The 16,473-nt window shown below is 53.9% G+C and carries 11 protein-coding genes; 9 read left to right on the plus strand and 2 right to left on the minus strand.

The window, feature by feature from the left end:
* Window positions 1-80: 80 nt before the first annotated feature.
* The 8 genes from SOM82_RS06725 to SOM82_RS06760 all read left to right on the plus strand — a co-directional run bounded on the left by SOM82_RS06725 (window position 81) and on the right by SOM82_RS06760 (window position 10,909).
* Window positions 81-1,184 carry an HlyD family secretion protein gene (locus SOM82_RS06725; protein ID WP_320459970.1) on the plus strand — a complete coding sequence of 368 codons (1,104 nt, stop codon included), beginning with the start codon at window positions 81-83 and terminating at the stop codon, window positions 1,182-1,184.
* A complete protein-coding gene (locus SOM82_RS06730; RefSeq protein ID WP_154126779.1) occupies window positions 1,181-2,752 on the plus strand; it encodes a DHA2 family efflux MFS transporter permease subunit in 1,572 nt (523 codons plus the stop codon). Before SOM82_RS06725 ends, SOM82_RS06730 begins: the two co-directional genes overlap by 4 nt.
* Window positions 2,752-4,275 (plus strand): efflux transporter outer membrane subunit, encoded by a 1,524-nt coding sequence (locus SOM82_RS06735; RefSeq protein ID WP_320459971.1) that lies wholly within the window; start codon window positions 2,752-2,754, stop codon window positions 4,273-4,275. The genes SOM82_RS06730 and SOM82_RS06735 overlap by 1 nt, the downstream gene beginning before the upstream one ends.
* A gap of 108 nt (window positions 4,276-4,383) precedes the next feature.
* Window positions 4,384-5,424: an aldo/keto reductase gene (locus SOM82_RS06740; protein ID WP_320459972.1), complete on the plus strand. Its 1,041-nt coding sequence runs from the start codon at window positions 4,384-4,386 to the stop codon at window positions 5,422-5,424.
* 978 nt (window positions 5,425-6,402) lie between these two features.
* The gene (locus SOM82_RS06745; protein ID WP_320459973.1) at window positions 6,403-7,065 is read left to right on the plus strand and encodes a hypothetical protein; all 663 of its coding nucleotides are present in this window, start codon (window positions 6,403-6,405) and stop codon (window positions 7,063-7,065) included.
* Window positions 7,066-7,425: 360 nt separating this feature from the next.
* Complete coding sequence (locus tag SOM82_RS06750; RefSeq protein ID WP_320459974.1) at window positions 7,426-8,802, plus strand: glycoside hydrolase family 1 protein; 1,377 nt, start codon at window positions 7,426-7,428, stop codon at window positions 8,800-8,802.
* Between the two features lie 51 nt (window positions 8,803-8,853).
* Complete coding sequence (locus SOM82_RS06755) at window positions 8,854-10,176, plus strand: PTS sugar transporter subunit IIC (RefSeq protein WP_154127715.1); 1,323 nt, start codon at window positions 8,854-8,856, stop codon at window positions 10,174-10,176.
* Between the two features lie 16 nt (window positions 10,177-10,192).
* Entirely contained in the window at window positions 10,193-10,909 is a 717-nt protein-coding gene (locus SOM82_RS06760; protein WP_154127716.1) for a GntR family transcriptional regulator, read from the plus strand.
* 47 nt (window positions 10,910-10,956) lie between these two features.
* On the opposite strand, the gene ldtB is transcribed toward SOM82_RS06760, so the two are convergent.
* The gene (gene ldtB / locus SOM82_RS06765; protein ID WP_320459975.1) at window positions 10,957-11,877 is read right to left on the minus strand and encodes a L,D-transpeptidase; all 921 of its coding nucleotides are present in this window, start codon (window positions 11,875-11,877) and stop codon (window positions 10,957-10,959) included.
* 223 nt (window positions 11,878-12,100) lie between these two features.
* On the opposite strand from ldtB, the gene SOM82_RS06770 reads away from it, so the two are divergent.
* Window positions 12,101-13,696, plus strand: coding sequence for an ABC-F family ATPase (locus tag SOM82_RS06770; RefSeq protein WP_320459976.1), 1,596 nt, complete (start codon window positions 12,101-12,103; stop codon window positions 13,694-13,696).
* 402 nt (window positions 13,697-14,098) lie between these two features.
* On the opposite strand, the gene SOM82_RS06775 is transcribed toward SOM82_RS06770, so the two are convergent.
* Window positions 14,099-16,462, minus strand: coding sequence for a glycoside hydrolase family 31 protein (locus SOM82_RS06775; RefSeq protein ID WP_320459977.1), 2,364 nt, complete (start codon window positions 16,460-16,462; stop codon window positions 14,099-14,101).
* Between the last annotated feature and the right edge of the window lie 11 nt (window positions 16,463-16,473).

A 16,473-nucleotide genomic window follows, 5' to 3' on the forward strand; every position in this document is an offset into this window, starting at 1 on the left:
TGGCAAATGTATAGCAACGTCCTAACTTTAGTGAACGGCATAATTGTGATGCCGTTCACTGACAGGAACGTTGTTGGCATATGGCAGAGACAAACGAAAACGCTGAACAAAACGAAAGCGCAGATCAAAATGAAAAAAGCGAGCGCAAACGCCCCGGTAAAAAACCGTTAATTATCCTTGGGATAGTGGTGGTTATTATGGTGATCGTCGCGCTGGTGTGGTGGCTTCTGACCCGAAATGAAGAGACCACCGACGATGCATTTACCGATGCGGATGTGGTCACGATTGCCCCAAAAGCGGCGGGTTATGTCACCGAACTGCGGGTTCGCGATAATCAGCGGGTGAAAAAAGGCGATCTGCTGGTGGTCATCGATCCGCGTGATTCGAGCGCCCAGCGCGATCAGGCGCAGGCACAATTAGGGCTGGCTATCGCGCAACTGCATCAGGCGCAGGCGCAGCTGGCGCTGTCGAAAGTGCAATATCCGGCCCAGCGCGACGAAGCAAAAGCGCAGGTGCTGAAAGCGCAGGCTGACATGGCAAATGCGCAGGCGGAATATCGCCGCCAGCGCGGGGTGGATCCGCGTGCGACGACGCAACAGAGCATTGACTCAGCCAACGCGCAGCTGCGCAGCGCCCAGGCCGGTCTGGCAAGCGCGCAGGCTCAGCTTGAAGTCGCGGAGCAGGTCCAGCTACAAATACGTCAGCAAGAGACGAACGTCGAAGCGCGTGAACGTCAGGTGGATCAGGCTAAAGCCCAGCTTGAGACCGCTGACCTCAACCTTTCGTACACCGAAGTGCGCGCCCCGTTTGATGGATTTGTCACCAAGCGCAACGTGCAGCCGGGCACGCTGGTGCAGGCGGGTACGGCGCTCTTTTCACTGGTATCGCCCGATATCTGGGTGGTGGCCAATTTCAAAGAGTCACAGCTTGAGCGGATGCGTCCCGGCAATAAAGTGGCGATCACCGTGGATGCCTGGCCCGATATGCAGCTCGAAGGGCATATCGACAGTATTCAGCAGGGTAGCGGAGCGCGTTTTTCAGCCTTCCCGGCGGAAAACGCCACCGGCAACTTTGTGAAAATCGTACAGCGCGTGCCGGTCAAAATCGTTATTGATAAAGGGCTGGATCCGAAAATGCCCCTGCCGCTGGGCCTCTCCGTTGAACCGAAGGTCACGCTGGAATGACGGACCACAGCCATGAAAACTGGCGGCCAGCCGGTAATCCGTGGGCGGTAGCGATCGTTGTAACGCTCGCCGTGTTTATGGAGATCCTCGATACCACCATTGTGAACGTGGCGCTGCCGCACGTGGCGGGCTCGCTCTCGGCAAGCTACGACGAGTCGACCTGGGTGCTCACCAGCTATCTGGTCGCCAACGGAATTGTGCTGCCCATCTCTGCGTTTTTGAGCCGGGTGTTTGGGCGCAAGCAGTTCTTCCTGATCTGTATCGTGATGTTCACCATCTGCTCTTTTCTCTGCGGCATCGCGACGGAGCTATGGCAAATCATTCTGTTTCGCATCATGCAGGGCTTTTTTGGCGGCGGGCTGCAGCCTACCCAGCAGTCGGTGCTGCTGGATTACTTCAAACCCGAGGATCGCGGCAAAGCCTTTGGCCTGTCGTCGATTGCCATTATCGTCGCCCCGGTGCTGGGGCCGACGCTGGGCGGCTGGATCACCGACAACTACTCCTGGCGCTGGGTGTTTTTTATCAATATCCCGGTCGGTATTGTCACGGTGCTGGCGATTTATCAGCTGCTGGAAGATCCGCCGTGGGAGCGTAAATCCGAAGAAAAACTCGCCATTGACTGGACCGGGATTGGCCTTATCGCGCTGGGTTTAGGCTGTTTACAGGTGATGCTCGATCGCGGCGAGGACGACGACTGGTTTTATTCCAACTTTATCCGCACGTTCGCCGTGCTGACGCTTATCGGCATCATTGGGGCTATTTACTGGCTTTTATATGCCAAAAAGCCGGTGGTGGATCTGCACTGTATGAAGGACAAAAACTTTGCCATTGCGAGCCTGCTGATGGCCGGAATGGCGATGATTCTTTATGGCAGTTCGGTAGTGATCCCCCAGCTTGCTCAGCAGGATTTGGGCTATACAGCCACCTGGTCCGGGATGGTCTTATCCCCCGGCGCGGTGCTGATCGTACTGACGATCCCGCTGGTACTGAAACTGATGCCTCTTGTGCAGACGCGCTGGATCATCGCCTTTGGTTTTGCCTGTCTTGCGGTATCGTTTTTCTGGTCACGCACGCTAACGCCGGATATTGATTTCGAAACACTGGTGCTGTTTCGTAGCGCCCAGTCGTTCGGGCTGGGATTCCTGTTTGTTCCGCTCACGACCATCGCGTTTATTTCGATACCGAGGCGGCTCAACGCTGATGCCGCCGCGCTTTTCACCATGTTCCGCAACGTGGCGGGATCGATAGGCATTTCTCTGTCTACCGCTGCGATTACCGAACGCGCGCAGACGCACAGTGCGCATCTGGCGTATCACGCTTCGCCGTTTAACGAACAGTTTCAGCTGGCGCTGCGGGAATCGGCGCAGGCGATCCAGAATTTCACCACCCAGGTGGGCGATCCAATGGGTATCGCCACCGGGCGGATGTACCAGACCATGATTGAACAGTCGCGCTTCCTGGCTTATGTGGATGTCTTCACGATCCTGAGCGCGGTTGCCTTATTGCTTATACCGTTTTGTTTGTTGCTCTCGCCGGTGAAGAGCGAAGGCAGTGCAGGAGCACATTGATGATCTACAGACGTTTATCCCCCCTGTTTTTAATGCTGCTGTTAGCGGGGTGCGCCGTGGGGCCTGATTACCAACCGCCCGCACCGCAGACGCCTACGACATGGAACGATCCGGGCGATGAGAGCGTGAAGTCGAAGGTGGAGACCACGGCGGTGAATCCGCGCTGGTGGAAGACTTTTGGCTCCCCGCAGCTCGACAGCCTGATCGAACGGGCGATTGCCGGTAACCTCTCTTTACAGCAGACCGTCCTGCGCATCGCCGGTGCCCGCGAACAGATTAATCAGGCCGGCGCAGCCTTTTTCCCCGCGGTGAACGGCAATCTGCAGGCGACCCGCCAGCAGCTCGGCCTTGAGGGGGAGCTAAAATCCCACGGGGTATACGATCAGCTGGATAGCGTGGACCCCGAGCTGAAAGGGGCGCTGGGACCGCTGACCCAACCGATTAATCTTTACCAGGGCAGCTTTGACGCGCAGTGGGAACTCGACCTGTGGGGCAAAGTACGCCGTCAGGTGGAAGGCGCCGAGGCGCAGCAGAGGGCCGCTATTGAGCAGCGTAACGATGCGCTGGTCTCGCTGGAGGCGGAAGTCGCGCGGGCCTGGCTGCAACTGCGCGGGGCGCAGAGCGTTATCGCGACACTCAATACCCAAATTGAGAGCGCGCAGCAAACCCTGGAGCTGACCGAAAGCCGTCAGCGCGGTGGGTTATCGCCGCAGATGGATGTGGAAAATGCCCGCGCCCAGCTGGGCAATCTTGAAGCGCAATTGCCGCAGTATCAGGCTCAGGAACGTCAGGCGATGAACGGGCTGGCGATTCTGCTGGGTAAACCACCGGGCGCACTGGACAGCGAACTGCGTGCTGTTCAACCGCTGCCCGCGTTGCCCGAGATTGTGCCTACCGGGATCCCCTCAACGCTGGCCCGCCGCCGTCCGGACGTGCGCGAGGCGGAGGCGAATCTCCATGCCGCCACGGCGCAAATTGGCGTCTCCGTTGCCGAACTGTTCCCCAGCGTGTCGCTCTCCGGTCAGTTTGGTCTGCGCAACAGCGAAACCAACTGGCTCACCGACTGGAGCAGCCATTTTTACAGCGTTGGCCCGCAGATTTCGGTGCCGATTTTCCAGGGCGGACGGCTGGTCTCAAGCGTCAAAGTGGCGCGCGCGCAGCAGGGCGCTGCGGTGCTCGACTATCGGCAGACGGTACTGACTGCGCTGGGCGACGTGGAGAATGCGCTGGTGAGTTATCGCACCGACCAGCAGCGTGAGGCAGGTCTGGGCAAAACCATTGATGCGCTGCAAAACGCTTTCGATCTCGCGAGCGACAGCTATCGTCAGGGAATTGCCAGCTTTATTGATGTACTGGATGCCCAGCGTCAGCTGGCTCAGGCGCAGCAGCAGCGAGCCCAGTCTCAGGTGCAAAGCGCGCTCGATTTGGTGGCGCTCTATAAGGCGCTGGGCGGGGGTTGGGAGCCGTATCAACAGGTCCAACTGCCGGATTATGCGGTGTTTGGCGATGCACCTCGCGGCTGATATTCAGAGGATTGGGCAAGAAACAGACAGGAACCACACATTCGCATTTTGCAGGCGGCGAGTATAACTGTCTGGCACCCATCAAACGAACACTGCGAGGAACGTTGTATGCGTTATCAAAAGTTGGGCAATACCGGTCTGTTTGTTTCGGAGCTGTGCCTTGGCACCATGACCTTCGGCGGCGAAGGTGGCATGTGGGGAAAAATCGGCCAGCTTCAGCAGAGCGATGCGGAAAAACTGATTGGCCGTGCGCTGGATGCCGGGATTAACTTTATCGACACCGCGAATGTCTATTCGGAAGGTCGCTCGGAAGCGATCACCGGGCAGGCGCTGAAGAACCTGAAAATCCCGCGTGAAAATGTGGTGGTGGCCACCAAAGTGTTTGGCGAAACCGGCACGGCGGGGGTCAATTCGCGCGGTAATTCGCGTTATCACATTATCAGCAGCGTGAAAGAGAGCTTGCGTCGTATGCAGCTCGATCATATCGATCTCTATCAACTGCACGGTTTCGACCCGGCCACGCCGATCGAAGAGACGCTGTATGCCCTGGATAATCTGGTCCAGCATGGTCACGTGCGCTACATCGGCGTGTCGAACTGGGCGGCGTGGCAGATCGCTAAAGCTCTGGGAATTTCCGAGCGTCTCGGGCTGGCGCGTTTTGCCTCTTTGCAGGCGTATTACACCATCGCCGGGCGTGACCTTGAGCGCGAGCTGGTGCCGATGATGCAAAGCGAAGGCGTCGGGCTGATGGTCTGGAGCCCGCTGGCTGGCGGTCTACTGAGCGGAAAATACGGTCGCGACGGGCAGAGCGAAACGGGGGGACGTCGTCTGGAATTTGACTTCCCACCGGTGGAAAAGGATCGGGCGTTCGATTGTGTGGACGTGATGCGGACCATTGCCGAAAGCAAAGGCGTTTCGGTGGCGCAAATTGCGCTGGCGTGGCTGCTGCATCAAAAAGTGGTGAGCAGCGTCATTATCGGCGCTAAGCGCGTGGATCAGCTTGACGATAACCTCGCCGCGACGGCCATTCGTCTGAGCGAAGAGGAGCTAAAACAGCTGGATACCGTCAGCGCGTTACCGCGCGAATATCCGGGCTGGATGCTGGAACGTCAGGGCGAATATCGTCTGAATCAGTTAGCTCAGCAGTAAACTTTCCCGAACCCCGGGCCGGATCCGCATCGCGTATCCGGCTTTTTTATGTCTATGCTGCGGTGAACGTTACGTTACGCATTTAATCCGACTGCGGGTATTTCCTCGTAAGATGAAAAGATGTCCGGGGATCACGGTATCGGTCAATGCCAGCTGATATAAATTGATTGTTCATTACCCTGCGTTAGTTCCATTGAAAATGATCACCCAGGGTATTTTTCCTGTTGTTATCATTTCCAGGGTAATGTTTTTTATTAAAGAAATTTATAATCCTTATAGTCGATTATATTCTAGTGTCATGATTTTTCATTCCAGCTAAATCTTTCTGGCGCTGGATATAGTTTGTCACGATTACTATCTATCTGATAATAGTGACAAAGTTAGGCGCTAAGAGTACAAGCAGGAAAATTAGTGGTTATTTTTTTGTTACTGGGTTGGTAATGCTGCCTGTTATTTGAACTACCCTTCATTTTTTGAGAAATAATCAATCACTCCGATTTAATAATTCCACGGTAATTAATAAATTAAAACATTATCAATATTATACAAATAGCACAATTAGGCAAAACGATACGTTACAAAAGGTAAAACATTACAGTGCTGGACTACATTTTTAACAAGGAAATGGATTATGAAGTCGAAAATAGCCACTGATATAAACTATCTCAATCTTGAAATTTCAGCAGAGCTAAATGAATTGATAAGTCAGTCGGCCAGAAACAACTGTCGTTCCAAGCGAAAAGAAGCAATACATATATTAAAATTATTCTTTTCATCCACAAATGAAGATACAACCCACAGTCCGCCATCGAATTAATATGTACTGTATAAACTATTGATAATATCTAACAAATATAATAACTGAATTTTAATTATATTGAGAATGAACTTGAGATTACTCCCTAATTAAATATACAGTCCGTCTGCCAGCTACCTGGCAGAAAATAAACCGTAATTTTTTTAACGAAGGAATGGAAAATGAATTTACGTAAAAAAGTCTTTCTTTTATCTGCGCTTGCATTGGCATCTCTTAGTTCATCAGCATTCGCTGCAACGGAATGTATGTTCCAGGAATCTATGTCAGTTGATTTGAAATTTGATAAAACGCTTTCTTTTAATATGTCTACATGGAACGTGCCATCGACTGGCTTTGCCCCCGTTACTGGTGACATTCTGGCCATCTCTTCTGGTCACGTCCGCTCGAGTTGCAATAATGGTAATGATGGGCAGACTCTTCAAGGACGAGATCAATCACCGGGCGAGGACTTAGGAAAATATTATACTGAAGATGGTAAACAATATTTAATGTATCGCACTTCACTGGAGGGTCTGTATTATGGCGTGAAAATACAGAACCAAAATTGCCTGGATCTGGCCGGGTACTTACCACCTGACGAAAGCTATGCTCCACTTGTTGACGTTGGCGATGTTCGTGAAAAGTCATGCATGGATAATGATAATGACTGGACGTTCTCCATTAAATTCTTTACTGGCCCAGAATTTAAGGTTGCGCATAACACGTCATTTAATTCTGCGGTAGCAGGAAATCACGGTAGTTTCCGTATTTCTGGTACTAGTGGTGATATTGATGACCGTAGTGTTGCCGTTAAAACTGTACAAATTGATGGGTATTCTCAATAACACCCTATCTAAACCAAATATTCTGTATTAGTTATTAACAACTGACCGTTGTCCCCAATAAGGCCGCATTGCGGCCTTATTGTATGGCTAACCGAAAAATCACGTCCTTTGGGATTGGTCAGTAACCGATATTGGCTCTGGCTTACTGTCTTTCGGTTGCGATCTCACAGAATGGGGAGGCTCTTCTTTTTTAAGATTTTGCTACTGCTTTTCGGGATGAAACCACCGCCACCTGCTATGAAAGCACGTTTTTATTTCTATCCCGCTCACAAAAAATGATCCCTCTCTTTGCTTGATTTTTCATCTTTGTCTATATGACTAGTCATGAAATTTAAATGACTAGTCATATCAGGAGGAACCATGAATCAATCACTGCCAGCCAACTTTTTATGGGGAAATTCGGTTTCCAGCATGCAGACCGAAGGGGCGTGGAACGAGGGCGGAAAAGGGATGTCGGTGTATGACATTCGTGAAGCCGGTGAAAATGCCTCCGACTGGAAAGTCGCGACCGACTCATACCATCGTTACAAAGAAGATTTTGATTTGATGCAGGATTTGGGGATGAACTGTTATCGCTTTCAGATCTCCTGGAGTCGCGTCTGTCCGCAGGGCGACGGCGAATTCAACGAAGAGGGCATCGCCTTTTACGATCGCTTTATCAACGATCTGATCGCGCGCGGTATTGAGCCGATGGTCTGCCTGTATCACTTCGATATGCCGTTAGCGCTGGCGCAAGAGTACAACGGTTTTACCGATCGTCGGGTGATGGATGCCTTCGTCCGTTACGGCAAAAAGATGATCGATTGCTATGGCGATCGCGTGAAGTATTGGCTGACATTTAACGAGCAGAACATTTTCCATATGCCGGAAGCGTTCAGAGTCTCAGGCTACATGAAAGGCGAGCAAACCCTGCGCGAACTCTACGAAATCCAGCATCATACGATGGTGGCGCACATGGCATTGACCGAGTATCTGCACCAGGCGAAACCAGGGCAGTTGATGGGCGGCATGCTGGCGCACCAGCTGATCTATCCGGCTACCTGCAAACCGCGCGATATCTTCTGCGCCCAGCAGTACGACGAGTTCCTCAACCAAAACCTGCTGCGCGTCTTTGCCGGTCAGGGCTACAGCCCGGCGGTGATGGCGGTGGTTGAGCAGCAGGGCTTTAGCGATCTCTATCGCGCGGAAGATTTAGCCCTGCTGGCGCGAACCAAAAATGACTTCATGGCGTTTAGCTACTACGCGAGTAAAACCCTCGACAGCGACCCTATTCCGGAAGGGACGCCGGTTAACGACTATCTGGCCCACGGCGAGAAGAACAATCCGTTCCTGAAAGCCACCGAATGGAACTGGCAAATCGATCCGCTCGGTTTCCGCACCATCATCACCCGCTACTACAACGACTGGCGTCTGCCGGTGTTCCCGATTGAAAACGGCATCGGGGTGATTGAATCCTGGGATGGGGTTAACCCGATTGAGGATGACTACCGTATTGATTACCACCGCCAGCATTTTGAGGCGATGAAAGCGGCCATTTTTGAAGACGGCGCGCAGGTGATCGGCTATCTCGGCTGGGGTTTGATCGACATTCTCAGCTCGCAGGGCGACATGCGTAAGCGCTACGGCGTGGTGTATGTCAATCGTGAAAACCACGATCTCAAAGATCTGAAACGGGTGCCGAAAAAGAGCTACGCATGGCTTAAACAGGCCATTCATAGTAACGGGCGCGAGCTGTAAGCCGTACGCTGCCGGACCGGTTTTTGTGACTGATTAATGGGAATATCCGCTATGTCTGAAACAAAAATAACGCCAAATATGCAGTCCTTTGTTGATAAATTTGTTGAGTTCTCAGCGCGCCTGGCAAACCAGGTTCACTTACGTTCCTTGCGCGACGCCTTTGCCACCGTGATGCCCATCTTTATTCTCGCGGGCCTGGCGGTACTGGTGAATAACGTGGTGTTTCCGTGGGTGTTTGAAGGTGAAACGCTCGCCCAGTTCAAGGTGTGGGGCGAGGCGATAATCAATGGCACGCTCAATATTGCGGCGCTGTTGCTAGCCCCGATGATTGCCTGGTCGCTGGCGCGCAACAAAGATTTCGACAATCCGGTCTCGGCAGTGGTTATCGCGGTGAGCAGTTTCATCATTATGATGCCGATGCAGTTGCAACTGGTGCCTGTCGGCAGTCAGACCACGGTGAATGTCACGCAGGTGCTGACGTTTGCCAATATTGGTTCGACAGGGATTTTCGCTGGCGTGCTGATCGGCCTGATCTCCACTGAAGTGTTTATCGCCATTTCACGTTTGAAGGCGTTGCATATTTCGCTGGGTGAGAATGTCCCGCCTGCGGTCAGTAAATCGTTTACGGCGCTGATCCCGACTATCATCACGCTCTCCCTGTTTGCCGTCATTGCCGCACTGCTGGCCAATGTCCTGCATACGGATCTTATTCACCTGATAACGACCTTCATCCAGCAGCCGTTGCGCTTAATCAACACCAGTCTGCCAGGGACTATTTTTATCTACAGTTTTGGTAATTTCCTGTTTACCCTTGGGATTCATCAATCGGTGGTGAACAGCGTGATTCTGGAACCGTTCCTGTTAATCAACACTAATGAGAACATGCTGGCTTTCGCCAGCGGGCAGCCGATACCGCATATCATCAATAATATCTTTGTGCCGACGTTTGGGATGGTGGGCGGGACCGGGAGCACGATCTCCCTGCTGATTGCGATTTTCATCTTCTCGCGGCAACAGTCTGCTAAACAGGTGGCGCGTTTGTCACTGGCGCCGGGTCTGTTCAATATCAACGAGCCGGTGATCTTTGGCCTGCCGATTGTCTTTAACTTACCGCTGATGATCCCGTTTGTGCTGTTACCCGCGATTGGCATCTACTTTGCCTGGCTTTGTACCACGCTCGGACTGATGTCACGCTGCGTGGTGATGATCCCGTGGACCACGCCGCCGATCTTAAGCGCCTGGCTGGCGACGGCGGGGGACTGGCGGGCGGTGGTGGTGCAGTTGGCAATCATCATTTTTGGTGTATTCTTCTACCTGCCTTTCCTCAAGATTGCCGAGAGGGTGGCGTTAAAAAACAGTGCGATAGCGGATTAATCAAAAGGAAAAGGCGATGGCGGCGAAGTACATCACCATAGCGCGGGAAATCAAGAAACGCATCATCAGCCAGCAGTATGCCGCCAATGAACCGCTGCCGGATCAGTTTGCGCTGGCGGCGGAGTTTAGCACCAGTCGGATGACCATTCAGCAGGCGATGCGCCAGCTGATTGTTGAGGGGCTGGTCTATACCCGACAGGGGCAGGGGACTTTTATTCGCAAAAACTTCCTGCAGCTCTCGCAATGGGATCTCTCCGGCAGCGACTACTTTGGCGCGACCAAAACCTGGGAACATCTCGGTACGGTGAGCAGCCAGGTCGTGCATTTCGAACTGCGCTTTCCGAACGAGAAAGAGCAGTCGTCCCTGATGATAAACGCCGATACGCCGATCTATGATTTTATCCGCCTGCGTTTGCTGAACGGCGAGCCGATGTCGCTCGATTCCACCGTCATGCCGCTCAATCTGGTGCCGGGGCTGAATAAGACCCATCTTGAAAGCTCGGTATTCCAGTATGTTCAGGACACGCTGGGGCTGAAGATCATGGGATCGTATCGTGTGGTGCGGGCGTTAAAACCCAACGCGCTGGATATGCAGCATCTGGTGTGTGAGCAGACCGACCCGGTGCTGGAGGTCGAGCAGGTGATCTATCTGGAGGATGGCACGCCGCTGGAATACGCCCACTGCCATTATCGTTACGATCACGGCGGGATCGTCATCGTGAATAACGGCTAATAAAAAAGCGGGCTCATTAGCCCGCTTTTTTGATGCTGCAATCGCTATCAGTTCAAACGTACCGGCATACCGGAACGATTCTGTACCGCCTGATCCACAATGGTGGTTTCAACGTCAGCCTGGCTGGTGACAGCCTGCACGTTGCTCTTCAGCGTAATCGGTACGATCTCGTTATTGTTAATCTGATCTTCGCTGGTGGACAGCGGATTGTGGACTTCGATATAGCGGCTGCCATCAGGCTCGGAGGTCGCTTTCACCGGCTCGTTGATAAACTGGACGCGAGTCCCGACCGGCACATTCTCGAACAGGAACTTGATATCGTCGTTACGCAGACGCACACAGCCGTGGCTCACGCGCAGGCCGATACCAAAGTTGGCGTTGGTGCCGTGAATCGCATACAGACGGCCAATGTACAGCGCGTACAGACCCATAGGGTTGTCCGGGCCCGCAGGAACAACGGCTGGCAACGGCTCGCCCGCAGCGATGTACTCGGCGTGCATCTTGGCGGTTGGCGTCCAGGTTGGGCCGGCTTTCTTACGTTCTACTTTGGTGGTCCAGTTCAGCGGGGTGTCTTTGCCCAACTGACCAATACCGATTGGCAGAACGATCACCGTGTTGGTGCCTTTAGGGTAGTAATACAGGCGCATTTCGGCGCTGTTGATCACAATACCTTCCTGGACGGTGTCCGGCAGGATCAGCTGCTGAGGAATATTCAGCACGGTACCGGCTTTTGGCAGATACGGGTCTACGCCCGGGTTAGCCTCCAGTATGTTGGACAGGCCCAACTGGTACTCGGCGGCGTAATATTCCAGCGGCTGGGTGTTCCCTTCCGGAACGATCACCACCTGGTTTTGACCCACCAGACGGCTACCGTCTGTCGGCAGCGGATAAGTCACCGCAGAAGCGGTATTGCAAAAACCTACTACGGCTAACGCCGCCGCAAAAAGCGTTGATAATTTCATATTCATGTTATGCGAGGTATCTTTGCCACTCTGGCGATTAGTTGATGAGTCTGAATCATTGATTGGAGCGCATTATATGTGCATTCCCTCGCGCATGGAATTCAGATGTGTACGAAATCACATTTTTTTCGATTTTGTTAAAGTTTAGTGGGTTGTTGCAACACGGGATCTCATTTCGGAATTGTGGCATAATGCCGTGTTTATCACACTTTTTCGCAGGAATCTCCCCGTGTTAGTTACCAGCAACGTCACTATGCAGTTTGGCAGTAAGCCGCTGTTCGAAAACATTTCCGTCAAATTTGGCGGCGGCAACCGTTACGGCCTGATTGGTGCCAACGGTAGCGGAAAATCCACCTTTATGAAGATTCTCGGCGGCGATTTAGAGCCGACGCTGGGCAACGTGTCGCTCGATCCAAACGAGCGCCTCGGTAAGCTGCGTCAGGATCAGTTCGCCTTTGAAGAGTTTTCAGTGCTCGATACCGTGATCATGGGACACGGGGAACTGTGGGAAGTGAAGCAGGAGCGCGACCGCATTTATGGTCTGGCAGAAATGAGCGAAGAAGACGGCTATAAAGTGGCCGATCTCGAAGTACTCTACGGCGAAATGGACGGCTATTCCGCCGAATCCCGTGCCGGTGAACTGCTGCTTGGGGTCGGTATTCCGGTTGAGCAACACTACGGTCTGATGAGCGAAGTGGCGCCAGGCTGGAAGCTGCGTGTGCTGTTGGCGCAGGCGCTGTTCTCTAACCCGGACATTCTGCTGCTCGACGAACCAACGAACAACCTGGACATCGATACCATTCGCTGGCTGGAACAGACGCTGAACGACCGTGACAGCACCATGATCATCATTTCGCACGACCGTCACTTCCTGAACATGGTCTGCACCCACATGGCCGATCTGGACTACGGCGAGCTGCGCGTTTATCCGGGCAACTACGACGAATACATGACGGCGGCAACGCAGGCGCGCGAACGTCTGCTGGCGGATAACGCCAAGAAAAAAGCGCAGATCGCCGACTTGCAATCGTTTGTGAGCCGCTTCAGCGCCAACGCCTCTAAATCGCGCCAGGCCACTTCTCGCGCGCGTCAGATTGATAAGATCAAGCTGGACGAAGTGAAAGCGTCCAGCCGTCAGAACCCGTTCATCCGCTTTGAGCAGGACAAGAAATTGTTCCGTAACGCGCTGGAAGTTGAAGCGCTGGCGAAAGGTTTTGATAACGGTCCGCTGTTCAAAAAATTCAACCTGCTGCTGGAAGTGGGCGAGAAAATCGCGGTTCTGGGTGCGAACGGCGTGGGTAAATCTACCCTGCTGAAAACGCTGGTCGGTGAACTGACGCCGGATAGCGGTACCGTGAAGTGGTCCGAGAATGCGCAGCTGGGCTACTATGCGCAGGATCACGAATACGAATTCGAAAACGATTTGACGGTCTTTGACTGGATGAGCCAGTGGAAGCAGGAAGGCGACGACGAGCAGGCTGTTCGCGGTATCCTTGGCCGTCTGCTGTTCAGCCAGGATGATATCAAGAAGCCCGCCAAAGTCCTGTCCGGTGGTGAAAAAGGGCGCATGCTGTTCGGTAAGCTGATGATGGAAAAACCCAATATCCTGGTGATGGATGAACCGACTAACCACCTGGATATGGAATCTATCGAATCGCTGAACATGGCGCTGGAGATGTATCAGGGCACGCTGATCTTCGTTTCCCACGACCGTGAGTTTGTGAGCTCGCTGGCAACCCGCGTGATTGAGATTACGCCGGAGCGCATCGTGGACTTCACCGGTAACTACGAAGATTACCTGCGCAGTAAAGGCATCGACGGTTAATTTCCCGTCGTCTTTCACGCTGCAGATGCGTTGGCTTCACCTGTTCACCCCGGTCACTTACTTATGTAAGCTCCCGGGGATTCACAGGTTTGCCGCCTTCCTGCAACGCGAAATATTTAGGGAAAGGCGTCGTGCTTTTGTTGCCTCACCCGATGGAGAGAAGGGACCGCCCGGTGCGGTTTTCCCCCGGCCCCTATGGGGAGAAGGGACCGCCCGGTGCGTTTTTTCCCCCTCGCCCCTATGGAGAGAAGGGACCGCCCGGTACGGTTTTTCTTCTTGCCACTATGGTGAGAAGGGACTGCCCGATACGGTTTTTCCTCTTGCCACTATAGGGAGAGAGGACTGCCCGATACGGTTTTCCCCCTCGCCCCTATGGGGAGAGGGCCGGGGTGAGGGGAGGCGTTACACAACCCATTCACTCCCTTCAACACCATTCACCAGCAGCTTACGTTTTTCGCCCGCCGGTAACGACACTTTCAGCGCTTTCCATGCCGGACGATAATCACCGCGTGCGTTAACCTCCAGATTAATGGTTGAGCCGCTGCACGACATCTCCCATTCCAGCCATAGCGCATTGCCTTTCTGGTAACCCCAGCTCTCGCCGTCATCTTCAAACAGCAGGCCTGACGTCGTGCCAACGCCTTTCACCGGGAACAGTTTCAGCTCACGCGAATCATCTTTTGTGCTGTTGACGTGGGTAATGCGCTCGCTGAGCGGCAAACCTGCGCCCGCGCGCACCATCAGCGGCAGTTTTTCCAGCGGCGCGTCGCGGACAACCCACTGTCCACCGGCGAACCATTCATGGGTGTAATAATCGTACCAGCCGGTTTCATTATCCGGCAGCCAGATGCGGCGCTCGCGCTGACCCGCCTCAACCACGCTTGCCACTAACAGATCGCGCCCGAGCAGGAAATCATCGCACTCTTCGAATGTCTGCGCGTCGTGCTCGTGATCGAGGAAAGTCGGACGCAGCATCGGCTCGTCATCCGCATGCGCCTGCCAGAGCAGGGTATAGAGATACGGCAGCAGGCGATAGCGTAGTTCAATCGCCCCACGGATCGCAGGCGTGACGCCCGGATACATCCACGGCTCGTTCACCGTCTGGTCATCATTCCACGAGTGAATGGTAAAGCGCGGGTGCATCACGCCGTTCTGGACCCAGCGCACAAACAGCTCTGCATCTGGCTTGTCGCCGGAGAAGCCGCCGACGTCGTGACCCACGTTAAACAGCCCGGAAAGACTCATCCCCAGCCCCATGCGGGTGTTATAGCGCAGGGTGTCCCAGTTGGTACGGTTATCGCCGCTCCAGGTCTGAACGTAGCGCTGCATCCCGGCACAGCCCGAGCGGGAGATCAGATAAGGACGTTTTTCCGGCGAAAAGCGCTGCTGGGCTTCCATCGAGGCGCGCATCATCAGCAGTGGCATCACCGGGCGAATATGTTTGATGGCAATTTCCTGGCCAAATCCGTGGCAACGGGCTTCGCCGTCCCAGACTTCGAATTCGTTGTTGTCGTTCCAGGTGGAGTCGATGCCCATCTCCAGCAGTTGTGTGGTCACTCCCTCCTGCCACCACTGAATGGTTTGCGGGTGAGTAAAATCGAGGTGAGAGCCTTCGTCATCCCAGAAGCTGGAACGTTCAGGTGCATCAGTTTCAGAATCGCGAATAAATAATCCGCGTTCTGCCACTTCGTTATAGCGTGGGTGATCCTGCAACAAACACGGTTTGATGTTGGCCGCGAGCTTGAGGCCCGCATCGTGGAACGCCTGGGTCATCACCTTTGGCTGCGGCACTTTATCGTTGTTCCAGTTGAAGACATAGCGCTTACCGTTGATCGAGGTGTACCCGGACGAGAGCTGGAAAGAGTCGCACGGAATGGCGTGCTCTTCGCAGAGGCGGATAAAGTTCATCAGCTGATTCTGCGCGTCAGGCGCATCGGTGTAGTGCATGGTCGAACCGCTGTAACCCAGGCTCCATTTCGGCCCGAACAGCGTTTTTCCGGTCAGACGGACAAAGGCTTTGGTCACGTCCAGCACCCGTTTGCCGGTGAAAATGTAGTAGTCGATATCGCCCGCTTCCGCCTGCCAGCGGCGATACGCCGTGTGGTAGTTGTCGATTTCGTTCCCCAGATCCAGCCAGCAGCTGCTCAGGTTGTCGTAAAACAGACCGTAACTCACGTCATCGCGGCGGGCGATAGTGAACGGAATATGCTTATACAGCGGATCGGTGCTGGTGGCGTTATAGCCCATTGCGTCCAGGTTGCGCATTTCATAGCGTTTACCGTTACGCTGCAAATCACCCGCTTTCTCGCCCAGACCGTAAAAACGCTCATCTTTGCGACGGCTCAGATAGTGAGCCGCGCCGTCACCGTGGGCATTCAGCAGATAGGCGCTGGTCGGACGGTCGTTCACCAGCGCTTGCCAGTCTCCGGCTTCGTTGCGGTAATGCCACTCCAGCCACAGCGGCTGATGCACGGTCACGCGCAACTGTTCGGTGGCCACCACCAGCGTGTCGTCCTGCTGCGTCAGCGTCCACGACGGGCAGGTAAAACCGCTGAGATCTTCGCGGTGGCGGCCCTCCCACGGCACGTCTTTTTCAGGGGCGATGCTCCAGGTTTTCTCCAGCGCCAGCTCGCCTTTGCGTTTGATCAGTACGCGAAACAGATTCTCTTCCAGCACATACAGACACAGGCGGTGCTGATTATCGACCAGCAGTTCCAGATGATGTGCTGACTGTTGATCTACGGTCCAGCTTTTCAGGGTTTTCATATGCAATACAT

Origin of the sequence: Lelliottia sp. CFBP8978, from assembly GCF_034046055.2 — a bacterium.
Lineage (GTDB): Bacteria > Pseudomonadota > Gammaproteobacteria > Enterobacterales > Enterobacteriaceae > Enterobacter.